The sequence below is a fragment of the Sphingomonas sp. ERG5 genome, from assembly GCF_000803065.1.
Taxonomy (GTDB): domain Bacteria; phylum Pseudomonadota; class Alphaproteobacteria; order Sphingomonadales; family Sphingomonadaceae; genus Sphingomonas.
Genome location: NZ_JSXI01000001.1, coordinates 42,685 through 57,194, shown reverse-complemented (window position 1 = coordinate 57,194; position 14,510 = coordinate 42,685). Strand labels below are relative to the sequence as shown.

The 14,510-nt window shown below is 62.3% G+C and carries 15 protein-coding genes and 3 tRNA genes; 8 read left to right on the top strand and 10 right to left on the bottom strand.

Features of this window, described 5'->3' with window-relative positions:
• Nucleotides 1-95: 95 nt before the first annotated feature.
• Entirely contained in the window at nucleotides 96-512 is a 417-nt protein-coding gene (locus OO12_RS00305) for a PaaI family thioesterase (protein ID WP_034156635.1), read from the top strand.
• Nucleotides 513-805: 293 nt separating this feature from the next.
• Here the strand turns inward: OO12_RS00305 and OO12_RS00300 are convergent.
• Nucleotides 806-882 (bottom strand) — tRNA-Arg (locus OO12_RS00300).
• Between the two features lie 59 nt (nucleotides 883-941).
• Here OO12_RS00300 and OO12_RS00295 point away from each other — a divergent pair.
• A complete protein-coding gene (locus tag OO12_RS00295; protein WP_034156634.1) occupies nucleotides 942-1,691 on the top strand; it encodes a queuosine precursor transporter in 750 nt (249 codons plus the stop codon).
• Nucleotides 1,688-2,017: a hypothetical protein gene (locus tag OO12_RS00290; protein ID WP_034156633.1), complete on the top strand. Its 330-nt coding sequence runs from the start codon at nucleotides 1,688-1,690 to the stop codon at nucleotides 2,015-2,017. The genes OO12_RS00295 and OO12_RS00290 overlap by 4 nt, the downstream gene beginning before the upstream one ends.
• A gap of 16 nt (nucleotides 2,018-2,033) precedes the next feature.
• Here the strand turns inward: OO12_RS00290 and OO12_RS00285 are convergent.
• The 4 genes from OO12_RS00285 to purS all read right to left on the bottom strand — a co-directional run bounded on the left by OO12_RS00285 (nucleotide 2,034) and on the right by purS (nucleotide 3,361).
• Nucleotides 2,034-2,105 (bottom strand) — tRNA-Cys (locus OO12_RS00285).
• A gap of 135 nt (nucleotides 2,106-2,240) precedes the next feature.
• Nucleotides 2,241-2,316, bottom strand: a tRNA-Pro gene (locus OO12_RS00280).
• Nucleotides 2,317-2,465: 149 nt separating this feature from the next.
• A complete protein-coding gene (gene purQ, locus OO12_RS00275) occupies nucleotides 2,466-3,134 on the bottom strand; it encodes a phosphoribosylformylglycinamidine synthase subunit PurQ (RefSeq protein ID WP_034156632.1) in 669 nt (222 codons plus the stop codon).
• Nucleotides 3,131-3,361 carry a phosphoribosylformylglycinamidine synthase subunit PurS gene (gene purS, locus OO12_RS00270; RefSeq protein ID WP_034156631.1) on the bottom strand — a complete coding sequence of 77 codons (231 nt, stop codon included), beginning with the start codon at nucleotides 3,359-3,361 and terminating at the stop codon, nucleotides 3,131-3,133. The genes purQ and purS overlap by 4 nt, the downstream gene beginning before the upstream one ends.
• A gap of 148 nt (nucleotides 3,362-3,509) precedes the next feature.
• Between purS and OO12_RS28845 the strand changes: the two genes are divergently transcribed.
• Nucleotides 3,510-3,659: a hypothetical protein gene (locus OO12_RS28845; RefSeq protein WP_200887350.1), complete on the top strand. Its 150-nt coding sequence runs from the start codon at nucleotides 3,510-3,512 to the stop codon at nucleotides 3,657-3,659.
• A gap of 12 nt (nucleotides 3,660-3,671) precedes the next feature.
• Here the strand turns inward: OO12_RS28845 and purC are convergent, their stop codons facing one another.
• The 4 genes from purC to OO12_RS28375 all read right to left on the bottom strand — a co-directional run bounded on the left by purC (nucleotide 3,672) and on the right by OO12_RS28375 (nucleotide 6,759).
• Complete coding sequence (gene purC / locus OO12_RS00265; RefSeq protein ID WP_034156630.1) at nucleotides 3,672-4,451, bottom strand: phosphoribosylaminoimidazolesuccinocarboxamide synthase; 780 nt, start codon at nucleotides 4,449-4,451, stop codon at nucleotides 3,672-3,674.
• A gap of 95 nt (nucleotides 4,452-4,546) precedes the next feature.
• Complete coding sequence (locus OO12_RS00260; protein WP_034156629.1) at nucleotides 4,547-5,455, bottom strand: hypothetical protein; 909 nt, start codon at nucleotides 5,453-5,455, stop codon at nucleotides 4,547-4,549.
• Nucleotides 5,456-5,592: 137 nt separating this feature from the next.
• A complete protein-coding gene (locus OO12_RS00255; RefSeq protein ID WP_034156815.1) occupies nucleotides 5,593-6,444 on the bottom strand; it encodes an alpha/beta hydrolase family protein in 852 nt (283 codons plus the stop codon).
• A 144-nt stretch (nucleotides 6,445-6,588) separates the two neighbouring features.
• A complete protein-coding gene (locus tag OO12_RS28375; protein ID WP_160296695.1) occupies nucleotides 6,589-6,759 on the bottom strand; it encodes a hypothetical protein in 171 nt (56 codons plus the stop codon).
• A gap of 125 nt (nucleotides 6,760-6,884) precedes the next feature.
• Here OO12_RS28375 and OO12_RS00250 point away from each other — a divergent pair, with 125 nt between their 5' ends.
• Nucleotides 6,885-7,799 (top strand): LysR substrate-binding domain-containing protein, encoded by a 915-nt coding sequence (locus OO12_RS00250; protein WP_034156628.1) that lies wholly within the window; start codon nucleotides 6,885-6,887, stop codon nucleotides 7,797-7,799.
• 568 nt (nucleotides 7,800-8,367) lie between these two features.
• Here the strand turns inward: OO12_RS00250 and OO12_RS00245 are convergent.
• Entirely contained in the window at nucleotides 8,368-9,864 is a 1,497-nt protein-coding gene (locus OO12_RS00245; protein WP_235364618.1) for a helix-turn-helix transcriptional regulator, read from the bottom strand.
• On the opposite strand from OO12_RS00245, the gene OO12_RS00240 reads away from it, so the two are divergent.
• From OO12_RS00240 to OO12_RS00230, 3 genes are all read left to right on the top strand, one after another.
• Nucleotides 9,863-12,079 (top strand): TonB-dependent receptor, encoded by a 2,217-nt coding sequence (locus tag OO12_RS00240; protein ID WP_235364617.1) that lies wholly within the window; start codon nucleotides 9,863-9,865, stop codon nucleotides 12,077-12,079. The genes OO12_RS00245 and OO12_RS00240 overlap by 2 nt on opposite strands.
• Before the next feature lie 95 nt (nucleotides 12,080-12,174).
• Complete coding sequence (locus OO12_RS00235; RefSeq protein WP_034156626.1) at nucleotides 12,175-13,191, top strand: alpha/beta hydrolase; 1,017 nt, start codon at nucleotides 12,175-12,177, stop codon at nucleotides 13,189-13,191.
• A 135-nt stretch (nucleotides 13,192-13,326) separates the two neighbouring features.
• Nucleotides 13,327-14,502 carry a metal-dependent hydrolase family protein gene (locus OO12_RS00230; protein ID WP_200887349.1) on the top strand — a complete coding sequence of 392 codons (1,176 nt, stop codon included), beginning with the start codon at nucleotides 13,327-13,329 and terminating at the stop codon, nucleotides 14,500-14,502.
• The last annotated feature ends 8 nt before the right edge of the window (nucleotides 14,503-14,510 follow it).

Sequence of the window (14,510 nt, the reverse complement as noted above, 5' to 3'; positions counted from 1 at the left end):
CCGGGTATGGCTGGGCCTGATGGTCTTGCGACGGTCGGCTTTCAGCATAGAAACGGCAGATAGCTGCCATAAGCTTGGCGTGACGGGAGAGAGGAATGAGCGTCTTCGACACCTTCGCACGGCCACCATGTGCTGAAACGCTTGGTTGGCAACTTATTGAAGCTGATCCCGAAACGGGCACCGTGCGCGTTGCGATGGAGGGAAAGCCGGCGTTCTGCAATCCGGGCGGGAACATACAGGGTGGCTTCCTTGCCGCGATGCTCGATGACACGCTCGGACCAACGGTTCTCGTGAAATCAGGAGGCGCTCATTACTGCGCGACGATCGACCTCAATGTCAGTTACCTCGCCCCCGCTCGGCCTGGTTTGTTCACTGGAGTTGGCCGGATCGTCCAGATGGGCAAAACGATCGCGTTTTTGGAAGGCGAGTTGTTCGACGCTGAGGGGGGCTGCGTAGCGCGTGCTACCGCCTCCGCCCGTGTCGTCCCGACGACGAACGTGGCCCGCGCCTAGCGGCGGCTTACTGGCGCAACCTGTTCAGCAAGGCAGGCCGTATCATGCGAAATGTCTAACATCCGCTGTCCATTTCTTCAAAAGTATCTCGATTGCGGGCGCTTGGGGGCAGGCTCCACCCAATTTCGACTGCTTAGTCTCACGCCAAATAATCTAGTAAATAGCTGAGTAATATAGGGAATTAATCAGACCCCAATCAGGTTCGATGGCCCGATCGAATGGGCGAACCGATTGCGTGGCTCGTTATGCCGGTCGCACTACGTTTGAGGGGGCTGATAATTCATTGAAAATATTGGCGCGCCCGGCAGGAGTCGAACCTGCGGCCTCAAGATTAGAAGTCTCGTGCTCTATCCAACTGAGCTACGGGCGCGTGCGGGATGCGGTTAGCGCGGATTGCGCGGGAGCGAAACCGGCTTCATAAATCAGTTCATGAGTGATGGGCATATTGGCGGGCCAAAGCCCGTTTCGGCGGGCGAGATTGCCGGGGGGCAATTGCGCTATTTCGATTTCGTGATGGCGGCGTTCGTCGCGATCATCCTGCTGTCGAATGTGCTCGGCGCGGGGAAGGTCGCGACGGTCAATCTGCCGTGGATTGGCGACTGGCCGTTCGGTGCGGGCATCCTGTTCTTCCCGATCTCCTATGTGATCGGCGACGTGCTGACCGAGGTTTATGGTTATGCGCGGGCGCGGCGGGTGATCTGGACAGGGTCGGTGGCGGTGCTGTTCATGGCGTTCATGTCCTGGGTCGTCGTCGAACTGCCGCCGGCACCAAGCTGGGGCAACCAGGCGGCGTACGAGACCATTTTCGGCCAGGTGCCGCGGATCGTCTTCGCATCGCTTTGCGCTTTCTGGGTCGGCGAGTTCGTCAATTCCTATGTGCTGGCGAAGATGAAGCTCTGGACCAAGGGCAGGCATTTATGGACTCGCACGATCGGGTCGACGGTGGCGGGGCAGGGGGTCGACAGTCTGATCTTCTATCCGCTTGCCTTTTGGGGTGCGGAAGGATGGACGACCAATCTCGTCCTGACCGTGCTGGTCACGCAATGGGTGCTGAAAGTCAGCTGGGAAGTGATCCTGACGCCGGTCACCTACATCGTGGTCGGCTTCCTCAAGCGTCGCGAAGGCATCGACGTGTTTGACGAAGGGACGGACTTCACGCCGTTCAAGGCACGCGTTTGAGCCCGCTTCAGGCGACCAAGCTGTGGCTGGTCAACAACCTGAATCTCGCCAAGGACGCGCTGCACATCTATGTCGCGCTTGGCCTGTTGTTCGGGTCGGCTTTGCTGTTCGGCTGGCGTCTGAGCAGCTGGAAGCCATGGCTGGTTGTCGCGGCGGGGGCCGTGATCGGCGAGATCTGGGACATTCGTGATCGCTATGTCGACGGTACGGCGCAGAATTTCGCCGCCAATGTCCATGATCTGTGGAACACGATCTTCTGGCCCAGCGTGATCCTGTTCCTGGCGCGCCGCACCAACCTGTTTCGCAACTCCGGTAAAACCAGATAGGTTCGTTGAGTACAGGAATCCGAGGCCGGAATCGAACCGACTCTTGGCGGATTTGCAATCCGCTGCGTTCCCACTTCGCCACTCGGATACGCTTTCGCGAGAGTGCCGCTGCCCTTAGGGGTGACCGGCGGGACTTGCACCCGCTAGCATCGGAATCACAAACCGACCGCGCACTGCATTGCGTTCGGCCACACCTGAAGGCAGCAGAATTACCGGGATTTGATGGTTAGGGTAGCAGGGCTCGAGCCTGCAACATCCCGCTTCCAAAGCGGGCGCTCTACCAATTGAACTACACCCTGAATAACGGGCGCAGTCATACGTCCGTCAATGTCGACAGGGTGCCGGGCGCGGTCGCATGGAGAGGATAGTCGAGAGCATGGCGGCTCAATGCCACCGAATACACGGCAGCGCAAGAGCCTATCTGGATAAAAACGTCAGGGTCGGGCGGTCAGGCTCCGACCATCTCCAGCAATCCCTCGAACAAGCGGCGGCCGTCGGTGCCGCCATGGGCCGCCTCGATCCGACGTTCGGGATGGGGCATCATGCCGAGCACATTGCCGCTGGCGTTGATCACGCCGGCGATATTGCGCGCGGAGCCATTGACCCGGCCGTCATAGCGGAACGCCACCCGGCCTTCGCCTTCGATCCGGTCGAGCGTTGCGTCATCGGCGAAGTAATTGCCGTCATGATGCGCGACCGGCACGGTGATCTTCTCGCCCTGCGCATAGCGGCTGGTGAAGATCGATTGCGCGTTCTCGACCGTCAGCGGCACATCGCGGCAGACAAAGTCGATGCCGGCATTGCGCATCAGCGCGCCGGGCAGCAGGCCTGCTTCGGTCAGCACCTGGAAACCATTGCACACGCCAAGCACCGGCACGCCGCGCTCGGCCGCCGCGATCACGGCGCGCAGGATCGGCGAACGCGCCGCCATCGCGCCGGAGCGGAGATAGTCGCCATAGGAAAAGCCGCCGGGCAGGGCGATCAGGCCCAGGCCGTCGGGCAGATCGGTATCGCCATGCCACACCATCGCCGGGGCGGTGCCGCTGACATCGCGAATCGCCACCGCCAGATCGCGGTCGCAGTTCGATCCGGGAAAGACGATGACCGCGGACTTCATGCCCGTTCCACCCGGTAATTCTCGATCACCGTGTTGGCGAGCAGCTTGCGGCACATCTCGTCGATCGCGGCGTCGTCAGTCGAGTCGGCGACGTCGAGTTCGATCAGCTTGCCGATGCGTACGTCATTGACGCCGCCAAAGCCCAGGCCGTCGAGCGCCTTGTGGACGGCCTTACCCTGCGGGTCGAGAACCCCCGACTTCAGGGTGACAAAGATGCGGAGTTTCATAAGCGCGTCCTGATGCTCTGGGCGGGGCTGCGGACCCTATGGCGACGCGGCCCGCACGCCGCAAGCTTCATCGCTCGTTTACGAATTGAGCGCGATGCTGGGACCGGCGAGTCGCGCTGGGGCGAGGGGCCATCTGGGGGACTGGGACATGGCGACCCTCGCAATGATCATGTTCGTCGCGCTGTTTGCGTTCGGCGGACAATATTTCGGCTGGAGCGACCCGGCGGGCCGGGTGCAACTCGCTTTGTTCAGTGCGTTCGTCTTCGGCATCATCTGCGGGTTTCGCGTGAAGGGCTGACCCGCGCCGGGGTTATTTGCCCCGGCTCTTGCGATGCTTTTCCAGGTCGAGAACGGCGCCGTCGACGCCCTCAGGCAATAACCCAAGGCGCCGTGCAACTTCCTGATACGCCTCGACTTCGCCGCCGAGGTCACGGCGGAAGCGGTCCTTGTCGAGCTTCTCGTTGGTTTCCATGTCCCACAGCCGGCAGCCATCGGGGCTGATCTCGTCGGCAAGGATTACCCGGGCATAGTCATTGTCCCAGATGCGCCCGAATTCGAGCTTGAAGTCGACCAGCCGGATGCCGATCCCGGCGAACAGGCCACACAGGAAATCATTCACCCGAATCGCCAGGTCGGCGATGTCGTGCATCTCCTCCTGGCTGGCCCAGCCGAACGCAGCGATATGCTCGTCGGTGATCATCGGATCGCCGAGCGCATCGTCCTTGTAATAATATTCGATGATCGTGCGGGGCAGCTGCGTGCCTTCCTCGATCCCGAGCCGTGTCGACAGCGATCCCGCAGCGACATTGCGGATCACCACTTCGATCGGGATGATCTCGACCTGGCGGATCAGCTGCTCGCGCATGTTGAGGCGGCGGATGAAGTGCGTTGGCACGCCGATCAGCCCGAGCAGAGTGAAGACATGCTCGCTGATGCGGTTGTTGAGCACGCCCTTGCCGCTGATCGTGCCCTTTTTCTGAGCGTTGAACGCGGTGGCATCGTCCTTGAAATACTGGATCAACGTGCCCGGCTCCGGACCCTCGTAAAGGATCTTGGCCTTGCCTTCGTAAATTTGGCGGCGGCGAGCCATGCGGCATTACCCCTGAAAAGACAGCCCCGGCGGCGCGGATGCGCGGGCCGGGGCCAGAAGGTCGAGGCTATACGCCAATGGGTCCGACCGTGCAATTAGGTGCTGGTCTCGCCATCGGCTTTTACCGGACCCGGCGAGCGCCGTGGCCGGAAACGCCGCCAGACGAGCCAGCCGAACAATAGGATCAATCCGGGCGGGCCGAAGATCGCGATCGCGCCAAGCACGACGGCAATGGTGATCTGGACCGATCCGATCCCGGTATCGAGCGCGCTGCTCAGCGGGGCGCTGGCATCGAAGCCGCGGATCGCCTTGCCCGATTCATAAGTGAAGGTCATCGGCGTGGTGGCGAGGCTTTCGCGCTGTTCCGCGCGGCTGTCGACGGTCGCGCTGATATTTCGCAGAATCTCCGCACGTTGCCGCTGCAGTTCGGCGCGCTCGCTCGCTGAGAGCTTGGGCCTGGCCAGTTCGGCATTGATGCGGCGTAACTCGTCCGTGGCGCGGCTGTGCTGCACGGTGAGTTGGTCGATTGCCGCGCCGGCGTCGGTCCCGGCAATCTCGGCATCGACCAGCCTGCCCTGGGCGGCGGTGACCAGCGCGATGCCATCCTTGCCGAAACGGCGCGCGACGGCCGGGTCGAGCTTGAACGACAGCATGGCTTCGATATTATTTTCGCCCAGCAGGCGATAGCGCATGCCGGTGATGCGGCACCGGGCGATGCCGAGCTTCTCGCACGCCGCCACATGCGCCTCCTGTGTAGCGGAGATGCGCTCCGACGGCAGGCGGAAGGCATAGCGATAGGTAAAGGCGACGCCCGGCGCCGCGGTGACCGCGACACTGGGAGGCATGCTGACGGAAGCACTGGGCGCGAACGCGCGGTCAGGAGGCGAATCCACCGGCATTGCCGGCATCGACTCCACCCGCATCGGCTGCGCTTGTCTATCATTCGGGGTCTGGCCACAGCCGGCCAATGCAAGCGGGGCAGTCATCAACAGCAAGCTACGCATCGCCGATCTCCCAATGCAACAATACAACATCACATCAATAAGGGATCAAGTCAACGCGAGAAAGCAACGCTTCATCCTGCACCGCAGCGTGACGCATCCGGATTTACGGGATAAACCCCGCAAGTGCGGTCGTTGCCCTATTCTTTCAGCGCGGCCCGGATCAGGCGCTTTGTCTCGGTCCAGGCCGCGCTTTCCGGCGCGACCAGCTCGACATGGCCGGTGTCGGGGACGATGTGCAGCACGACCGTGTCGCCGGCCTTTTTCGCCTGCGCTTCATATCCCGTGCCGAGCCGGATCGGGATGATGCGGTCCTCAAGGCCATTGACCAGGTCCTGCGTCACCCGCAGCGGCAGCAGGCGCGGGACCGAGGTGTCGGCATAGACGTCGGGGCGGGCGGGGGACGGCGTACCGACCAGTTGCGCCACCACTTCGGTGCCGCAGCCATTGTCCGGGCTGGCGGCGGTCGCCTCCAGGTCGGGCAAGCCGCCCAGGCTGATGACATGCGCGATCCGGATCGGTGTGCCGTGCCGCAAGGGGCTCTGCCTGGGTAAATTGGCGCGGGCCGCCAGCCACAGCGCGAGATGGCCGCCGGCCGAATGGCCGACCGCGACGATGCGCCTGGTATCGAGATGGAAGCGCGCGGCATTGTCGCGCAGTGCGTCGGCCGCCGCGGCCGCATCGAGGAAAGTGCCGGGATAACCGCCGCCCGTACGATCGACGCCGCGATAGTCGATGTTCCACACTGCGATCCCGTCGCGGCGCAAATCGTCGGCGATCCAGTTCATCAAGCTGCGGTCGGCGATGCTGGTCGTCCAGCAACCGCCATGGACCATCAGGACCGTCGGGTGATTGCCCTTGCCGGCGGGCAGCCAGACATCGACCTTTTGCAGATGGTCGGGACCGTAATCGATCGTCGCGTCGGGCTTGGGCTGGGTGCGGCTCGTGAGGTCGGGCCAGGTCAGCAATTTCTGTTCGGTTGCGGAAGTCATTGTCGGGGTGAACGCGAGAAGCGTGAGTAGGGCAAGCCGGAACATGCCCGTCGCTATAGCCGACCCCCGACAGGCTGTCGAAATATGGTCAGGAGAACGTCGTGCCGGCCACCAATGGGCGGCGGCCGGCAGCGGATCGCGCGATCAATGCTTGATGCTCGTCTTCGCCTGGGTTCCCGAGCGCCACGGCGCGTCGAACTGAAGGGCGTTGAGTCGTTCAAAGCCAACCATGAAGCCACGGAAGGCCTTATTGATCGCTGAGGTCAGGTCGCCATGATGGTCGGCCCAAGCCTGGCTGTGGAAATCGTCACGCATTGCCTGTCTCCCTTGGTGTCGGGTGAGTCGATCATCGATGCCGACAATTGGGTTATGATCGTCACGCCTTTTCCCCGCCAACAAATCGTTGGACATGATCGACAAGCTGGCCTTATCAATTCGCCATGCGCCGCATCCCCCCGCTTGCCGCCGTTCGCGTGTTCGAGGCCGCATCGCGTCATGAGAATTTCACTGCCGCCGCGGTCGAACTCGGCATGACGCAGGCGGCGGTCAGCTATCAGATCAAATTGCTCGAGGAACGGCTCGGCGTGCCGCTGTTCCGTCGCGACAAGAAGCGCGTGCTGCTGACCGATGCAGGACGGCGAATTTCACCCCAGGTGGTGCGGGCCTTCGAAGCGCTGGATTCGGCCTTCGGGTCGCTCCGGGCGGAGGACGAGTCGCTGCTCACCGTGTCCACCACCAACACCTTCGCCAATACCTGGCTCGCATGGCGGCTGGGCGGATTCCAGATGGCGCATTCCGACATGGCGGTGCGCTTGCTGACCAGCGACGTGCTGAGCGATTTCGTATCGGGCGATGTCGATGTGGCGGTGCGCACAGGGCAGGGCGAATGGTCGGACCTTGCGCGGGAATTGTTGCTGCCGATCGACTTCACGCCGATGTGCAGCCCGGATTTCCTTGCCCAGCATGGCGGCAGGATCCTTCCCGCCGACCTGACGTCCCTGCCACAGATCAGCCCGCAGGATACATGGTGGTCGGTATGGCTGCGCGAAGCCGGCATCGACGTGCCCCAGGGACCGCCGCGTCCCGGCGTGCGGCTCGATTCGCAAGCGCATGAAGGTCATGCGGCGATGGCCGGGCAGGGTGTGGCGATGCTCACGCCCTTTTTCTGGCGCAACGACATCGCCGAGGGACGGCTGGTGCGGCTGTCGGATCAGGCATCGACGCGCGGCTATGCCTATTGGCTGGTCTATCCCGAGCATCGCCGCAACACGCCCAAGATCCGGCGTTTTCGGGATTGGCTGGTTGCGGAGATCGCGCGCGACCTGGGGCTGGACGCGAAGCCTCCGACCGGGTGATCCGCCTGTTGACCTGTCCCTCGGGGCCAGGGTCGGGGCATTGTCGGTTGGATGGGGGCATTCCGCGTTCGGGCGGACCGATTCAACGCGACATTGCGCGACCGCATTTGACGAAATGCGGGATGTTTTTCCGGCGTGTGAGTTCGTAGACTGGTTCCCGCGGATGATCCGCAAAGGAGAAGGATATGACACGGATCGCGTTAGCGATCGCTCTCGCAGGTGTTGCGGTGACGTCCGCAATCCCGGCAAGCGCGAAGGTCTGCCGTACTTATGTTCGCGGCCATCATGTCAAATGTCACAAGGCGTTCCGCCCGAGCGTCAATTTCAAGCGGAAGCACCCGGTCAAGGTCGTCCGCTGCCGCACTCGGGCGGGTCACAACGTCAAGTGCTGATCTTCTGACGACGATAATGGGCCGCAATTCCGGAAGGAGGCGCGGCCCTTTTTGTTTTGGGGCGTGCGGGGCGCACTAGCGTCGCCGCTGGGAGGTGATGGTCGGGAGGTCGTTCGGGCAGGTCTGCAGGAACCACGGAACGCGCGGGCGCACCATATCTGTGGGAACAGGCCGTGTTAGTTCGCCGGCGGAGCGCCTCGCCGGCGGAGCTTGGAGGGCGTCGTACCGAAATGGCGATGCACCGCGACTGCGAAGCTCGAGGAGCGATTATATCCGACGGCATAGGCAATCTGGGTAATGGGATCATCACCCTCGCTGAGCAACGCCAGCGCCCGCTGCATGCGCAGATCCTGTACATAGTCGAAAACCGATTGGCCAAGGATCTGGCGGAAGCCAGTGCACATGGCGCTGCGGCTCAGCCCCACTTCGGCCGCGAGTTCATCGAGCGACGGTGGCATGACATAGTTCGCCTCGAGAAACCGCTGCGCTTTCATCACGCCCCGGGCGGTCAGTTTCGTGGTCTCGGCCGACCGAAAGCACTCGCTCTGATCGAACGCTTCAAGCGCCTGGCAGATGATCTCCAGCGCTTTCGATTGCAGAAACAGGCGGCGGCGACGCCCGTCTAGGGGACAGGTCTGAACGTCCTCCAGGCAGCGCAGCATGGCCGCGCTGAGCGGCAAGGCGCGCCCTGACGTTCGCTGCAGATCACCCTTCAGAAATGCTTGCAGCAGGGCGGGCAGCTCGTGCGCGCTCCCCGCATACAGCGTCTTGAGCACCTCGCGATGCACGACGATGTAGAGATAGCGCGTGACGCCCGCGAGCGTGACCTCGGCGAGCGGCTGGTGGGCCGGCTCGACGATGAAAACCGTGCTCGGCCCCTCGAAGCTCAGGGGATCACCATCGACGGGCACATATTCGCCATCGCCGCTGCTGGCGAGATAGATGTGCAGGCTATCGGGTGAAGAGAAATATGCCGCCTGGGGCGTATGATATTCCGTCTCCGCAAAGGAGACGAAAAACCCGTCGGCCAGGCCACAAAATTCGTAGCGGCCACCTCCGAAGGATTCTTTCACGTTCCAGCGATAATGACCATCGCTCAGTGGCTCGAACGCAGAGACCAGCTGATTGCGATATTCGAGCTGGTCGATAGCGTAATCAGCGACGGCATATCGCACCGACGTCTGTGCGGCGTCTTTCCCCGGACGCGGAAAACGCCGCGTCGGAACCGCCTGCGAACGCGGCCGAACGTCACTGTCGGGCAATATGGCCATGGCAGAAGTCTGTGCACGCCGGCCGTCCACGTCAAGGCGGCGGATCATCTCTTCCTGCACCAGCGTGTTGATCGTCGCACTGCCGCTTCCCTTCTCGTTCGTCCTGCTTGCCCGACCGACGGTAGCTCCATTTTGGCAAGGGGTATCGCGTTTCCGCAACGACCGCGAGCGATCTGGCGGCGCTCGAAGCTCTTTTGGCGGTTCGGAAAAGCCATGCGGCCGGCCATCGATTAAGTTGCCAATCGACGCATCTTTCTTGGGCCCGTGTGACGCCGGTCGAGGACGGATTGCCAATGGCGGCGCGGGAACAGTGCCGGTGAATAAGGGGGGATGAAGATCAATGCACGTACGGGCCAAATCGATCTGCCTTACGTCGGCGAGCTTGCTGGCCTTATGCTTCATGACGACGCGCGCCGCGGCGCAGTCGGAAGCGCCCCCGCCGCCGGCGGCATCGACGGATGCAGATCCGGTCGAGGCGAGCTCCGGCGACATTGTGGTAACGGCGAGCAAGCGCGAGCAGAAGCTGCGCGACGTGCCGGCGGCGATCACGGTGCTCAGCGGCGACACGCTCGCCAATCTGGGTGTGCAGTCGGTCCGCGACTATGCAACGCTGACGCCAGGACTGACCGTGCAGGACAGTGCCAGCCCCGGCTATGGCAAGATATTCATCCGCGGCCTGACCACCGGCAGCCTCCAGCAATCGGCGACGACGGTCTATTATATCGATGATGTACCCTTCACCGCGAGCTCGGCCAATGGCGGCGGTGCTTTCATCGCGCCGGACCCCGAACTCACTGATATCGAGCGGATCGAAGTGCTGAAGGGGCCGCAGGGGACGCTTTACGGCGCTTCCAGCCTGGGCGGCGTCATTCGACTTGTGTCGAGGAGCCCCGATGCAGCGGGATTTTCAGGCCGCGCCCGGGGAGAGATGACCGCGATCGACGGCGGCGGCGTTGGCTATTCGGCCAGTGCGACGCTCAATGTGCCGCTCGTAACCGATCGTCTCGCCCTTCGTGCGACGGGCTTCTACCGGGAGGCGCCAGGCTATGTCGACAATATCGGCACGGGCACCAACAATGTTAACCGAAGTCGTTACAAGGGCGGCCGCCTTGCTCTTCGCTGGACGCCGACCGATCGATTGACCTTCGACGTCGTTGGTCAGCTTCAGAATATCGACACGCGCGGCCCGGCGCTCCAGACCAATGTCGCTGGTACGCTCACGCCGCTGGACGGTGCCCGCCGATACAGCAATTTCTTCGACGCGCCGACCCGCGTCCGCTATCGGCTGGCCTCGGTCACTGGCAGATACGACACTGACCTCGGCCAGATCATCGCGACGGGCGCTTATCTCGAGAGCAAATTGCACACCGAGGTCGACGTGACCTCGACCTATTCGCCCTTCTTCCCCGTGTTTGCCTCGGCAGGCTATGTTTACCCGGCAAATACCCGCGCCGCCGTCGTGTCGACCATCCCAGCGGTGAAAAAAACCGCGGAGCTGCGGTTCGTGTCGAGGAGGCTGGGCGGCATCGAATTTGTCGCGGGCGGCTTCTACACGAATGAGCGGGTCGCCTCGCCAACTGACATTGTTGCGCGGGACATGGCGACAAATGCCAAACTGCCGGAACCGCTGGGCACGATCATATCGATCCCGATCAACGACAAATATGAAGAGGTCTCCGCCTTCGGTAATCTCACTGTCTATCTGGCAGACAATCTCGATGTTACCGGCGGGCTGCGCCTGGCGCACAGCACCGAGGACTTCAACGCCTCCTATGGCGGCGTATATTATACGGCGTTTCTGGGCGGGCCGGTAACGCTTCCGCCCGTCCATTCGAGCCACGACCAGCTGACTTACCTCGGGACATTGCGCTGGCGACCGACCTCGCTCCTCAGCTTCTTTGCACGCGCGGCGAGCGGCTATCGCCCCGGCGGCCCGCAGGTAGCGGCCATCGTGCCGCCCGGCGCCCAGACAAGGATCAACCCCGACACCGTCTGGAACTATGAGATCGGGTTCAAGGGCGATTTTCTCAACAGGAAGCTCAGCCTCGAAGCCTCTGTCTACCGCATCGACTGGAACAACATTCAGCTCTACACCATGCTCAATAGCTCGCAGCTGCTGGCCAACGCCGGCAAGGCGAGGGTTGACGGCTTCGAGGTACAGATGGCCGCTCGGCCGACCGAGATGCTGACCGCCACTGCCAATCTCGGCTATACCAATTCGCGGCTGACTAAAGTCGATCCTGGCGTGACCGCTTATATCGGCGCGGTCGGGGGCGACCCCATTCCGCAGACACCCCGCTGGACGGCGTCCGCTACCCTTGATCAGCTGATACCGCTTGGCGATGACCTTCAGGGTCAGCTCGGCGCGACATTCCGCTATCAGTCGCACCGGTTCACATCCTTTCCGGGCAGTGTTGCCGATCCGAACGTCCGCCTGCCTGGGCGTACCACTTTCGACCTGCGTGCCGGGTTGAGTTATCGCAAATACCAGCTGCAGCTCCGAGCCGAGAACATCACCGATCGCGGCGGGATTGCGAATTACACGCCCGGCGTTCCTTCATTCTCATATCTGATGCGGCCACGCAGCTTCACCGTTTCGGTGAGCACCGCGTTCTAGCGTCGGGCTTCGTCGACTGCCCATGCTGCTGCGCCCCGGGGGGGCGGTCAGCCATATTTGCTCCTCCTCACTAAGATGACAAAGAAGGATTACGCATGAACATGCCTGCGAACCGCCAACCGGACTCGTCAACTGGTAGCAGCGTCGTCGCTGAAGCCTCTGCCGCAGAGGGAGTGGACGGCGACGGCGCGCGAGCGGCGGCCGGGTCCACCGAACTCACCGAGACAGCGCCTTCGTTCGGCGCACTTTTTCCTTCCACCCGCTATTTCGAGATCGACTCCAAATTTGTCGGTGCGCGCTTCGGCGTGTGGGTCACCCCGCCGGCGCAGTATGACGCCGACCCGGCGCGGACCTATCCGATAGTCTATCAGGTCGACGGGAATTTGTTCTTCCCGACGACAGCACCCCTTCACCAGGCGGGGCAGAGCGACAGCATGTCGCCGCAAGTCCCCTTCATTCTCGTATCCGTCGGCTATAGCGAGCGTGAAAGTCACGCATGGACATGGCTGCGCGTTCGCGATCTGCTCCCGCCAGGCGAACCGGTTCCGGAGGTCATGCTGCAGGCGGTGGAATTGACCGTGGAGGCTGGGCTTCTGTCGAAGGACGACGGCGATCGATATCTCGAGATGTTCGCCAGCCCGGCGGGCGACAAATTTCTCGGTTTTCTGGAAGGCGAACTGCATCCGCAACTGGCGAAATCCTTTCGGGTCGACGCTGAGAATGTCGGGCTTTGGGGCGTCTCCTATGGCGGCCTGTTTGCGGCCTATGTGGCGATCCGGCGATCTGACCTGTTCAAGCGCATCGGTGTCAGCAGCCCGGGTATCGTCGGGGAAGACAGCCGGATTTTCGAGCTATACCGTCAGGCGGTCGCCTCGAAGCAGGATTACTCCGGCCGCAAGCTGCACATCACCCTCGGTGCCCGTGAACTCACGGAACCGGGTATCTACCAGTCGCTTATCGCCCGCGGCACCAGCCAGTTGCTCGCCGAGACCTCGCGTCACCCCTTGCCCGGTCTTGAGGTTTCGAGCGAGATCATCCCCTTGGAAAGCCATCTGAGCGGGGGCGTGCCGGCTTGGTTCAGCTTCCTGCGCGCCTGCTATCGGCGCGGCTAGCAGAGCCCCTTCATGCGTCGATCCGAATGAACATGACAACAGTGTAGAAAAGAAGTCGGCAAGGGAAACATGACTGACATCGTTCTCGAAAACGCGCGAATATTTGATGGTCATTCGGCGGACTGTGCCGAAGGTATGTCCGTACGGGTGGAAGACGGCTTCATCCGCGAAGTCTCCGACCGCCCGATCCGGGCTGCGGATATCCGGCGCATCGATGTCGGCGGCAAGACCCTGATGCCCGGACTGATCGATCTTCATGTCCATGCCTATCTTTCGGATCTGAACGCGAAGCTCGTCGACAGCCGGGACGCGCCATATCGTACGGCCCATGCGGTCAGGAAGCTCGGGCATGCGCTCGACTGCGGCTTCACCACCGTCCGCGACATTGGTGGTGGTGACTATTCGCTGGCTTCAGCCATCGAAGACAAGTTGATCCGCGGGCCTCGTTTCTTCTACGCTGGCAAGGTCTTGTCGATGACCGGCGGTCACGTCGATTACCGGACGCCCAATGAAAAATATCATACCCATGGCTATTGCTCGTGCGGATCGATGAACTGGGGTGGCGTCGTGGTCGACGGCGTCGACGAATGCATCAAAGCGGCGCGCGAAGAGCTGCGCCGCGGTGCGCATTGCCTCAAGATCGTCGCATCCGGCGGCGTGATGTCACCGAGCGATCCGATGTGGATGAACCAGTTTCGCGAGGACGAGACCCGCGCGATCGTCAATGAATGTACCGAGCGTCGGACGTATGTCTCGGCCCATTGCCATCCGATCAGTTCGATCCGCCGTTCGATCGAGTTCGGTGTCCGCTGCATTGAGCATGCAACGCTCATCGATGCGGAAACGGCGCAGTTTGTCGCCGAGCGCGGTGCTTTCGTGGTGCCGACGATGTCGGTGATCTTTGTAACGATGGAAGTCGGCGCTGCGCTCGGCATGACCGCCGATGGCATGGCCAAGCTCAAGGTTGCGGCCGATGCGGCGATCCAAGGCCTCCAGCACATGCGCGATGCCGGCGTGAAGATGGGTTTCGGCACGGACTTGCTCGGATCGACCTTCGATCAACAGTGCCGGGAGTTCGAGTTCCGCCGCGAAGTGTTCACGCCGCTCGAAATGCTGCGCCAGGCGACATCGCTGGGCGCCGAGATCCTGATGCAGGACGGCAAACTCGGCTGCGTGAGGCCCGGCGCCCATGCCGATCTCATCGTCGTTGACGGCGATCCGCTGAGGGATATCGGGTTGCTCGCGGCCGACGGTCGCAAGCTCGATCTTATCATGCGCGCCGGCGAGATTGTGAAGAACCGTCTGGATTGATTCCAAAG

What these genes read in the sequence shown, in the direction of transcription:
- OO12_RS00305 (WP_034156635.1), top strand. Translation starts at nt 96, where the DNA reads ATGAGCGTCTTCGACACCTTCGCACGGCCACCATGTGCTGAAACGCTT.
- OO12_RS00295 (WP_034156634.1), top strand. Translation starts at nt 942, where the DNA reads ATGAGTGATGGGCATATTGGCGGGCCAAAGCCCGTTTCGGCGGGCGAG.
- purQ (WP_034156632.1), bottom strand. Translation starts at nt 3,134, where the DNA reads ATGAAGTCCGCGGTCATCGTCTTTCCCGGATCGAACTGCGACCGCGAT.
- purS (WP_034156631.1), bottom strand. Translation starts at nt 3,361, where the DNA reads ATGAAACTCCGCATCTTTGTCACCCTGAAGTCGGGGGTTCTCGACCCG.
- OO12_RS28845 (WP_200887350.1), top strand. Translation starts at nt 3,510, where the DNA reads ATGGCGACCCTCGCAATGATCATGTTCGTCGCGCTGTTTGCGTTCGGC.
- purC (WP_034156630.1), bottom strand. Translation starts at nt 4,451, where the DNA reads ATGGCTCGCCGCCGCCAAATTTACGAAGGCAAGGCCAAGATCCTTTAC.
- OO12_RS00260 (WP_034156629.1), bottom strand. Translation starts at nt 5,455, where the DNA reads ATGCGTAGCTTGCTGTTGATGACTGCCCCGCTTGCATTGGCCGGCTGT.
- OO12_RS00255 (WP_034156815.1), bottom strand. Translation starts at nt 6,444, where the DNA reads ATGACTTCCGCAACCGAACAGAAATTGCTGACCTGGCCCGACCTCACG.
- OO12_RS28375 (WP_160296695.1), bottom strand. Translation starts at nt 6,759, where the DNA reads ATGCGTGACGATTTCCACAGCCAGGCTTGGGCCGACCATCATGGCGAC.
- OO12_RS00250 (WP_034156628.1), top strand. Translation starts at nt 6,885, where the DNA reads ATGCGCCGCATCCCCCCGCTTGCCGCCGTTCGCGTGTTCGAGGCCGCA.
- OO12_RS00240 (WP_235364617.1), top strand. Translation starts at nt 9,863, where the DNA reads ATGACGACGCGCGCCGCGGCGCAGTCGGAAGCGCCCCCGCCGCCGGCG.
- OO12_RS00245 (WP_235364618.1), bottom strand. Translation starts at nt 9,864, where the DNA reads ATGAAGCATAAGGCCAGCAAGCTCGCCGACGTAAGGCAGATCGATTTG.
- OO12_RS00235 (WP_034156626.1), top strand. Translation starts at nt 12,175, where the DNA reads ATGAACATGCCTGCGAACCGCCAACCGGACTCGTCAACTGGTAGCAGC.
- OO12_RS00230 (WP_200887349.1), top strand. Translation starts at nt 13,327, where the DNA reads ATGTCCGTACGGGTGGAAGACGGCTTCATCCGCGAAGTCTCCGACCGC.